Genomic DNA, 366 nt, shown 5'->3' with positions numbered 1-366 from the left:
GCGTGAAGGTCACAATACCTGTTTCTTTATCAACGGTGAAGGTACCGATCACATCACCTGCTGGTGATTTCGCATCTACTGACGCTGCTGACTGACCATTTCCGTCAAGAAGAGTAATGGTGGCCTTGTCGATTGGTGCAACTGGGTCACCTTCTGTTAAGGTTACTCTACCAGTTTGAACCACACCTTGAGGACCAGTTGATTCTGCCGGAGTTGCAGTTGGAGTAACTGGTGTTACTGTTGGAGTGTAGGTCGCTGAAGCCTTAGTGCCGTTCTTATCTTCACGAACAACCGTTACGGCCGGCGCTTTACCTGTGAATGATTTTTCAGGGACAAAGGTTACTGTTCCATCGGCTGCTACTGTGT

At 48.6% G+C, this 366-nt stretch carries 1 protein-coding gene; it reads right to left on the bottom strand.

Annotated elements, in window-relative coordinates:
* Positions 1–366, bottom strand: a 366-nt coding sequence (locus HMPREF2795_RS10895) for a hypothetical protein (RefSeq protein WP_261675692.1), incomplete at both ends; no start/stop codon positions are given.

This window comes from Streptococcus sp. HMSC056C01 (assembly GCF_001811305.1).
GTDB lineage: Bacteria > Bacillota > Bacilli > Lactobacillales > Streptococcaceae > Streptococcus.
The sequence above is the reverse complement of the archived record's forward strand: the minus strand, read 5'-3'. Positions and strand labels throughout refer to the sequence as shown.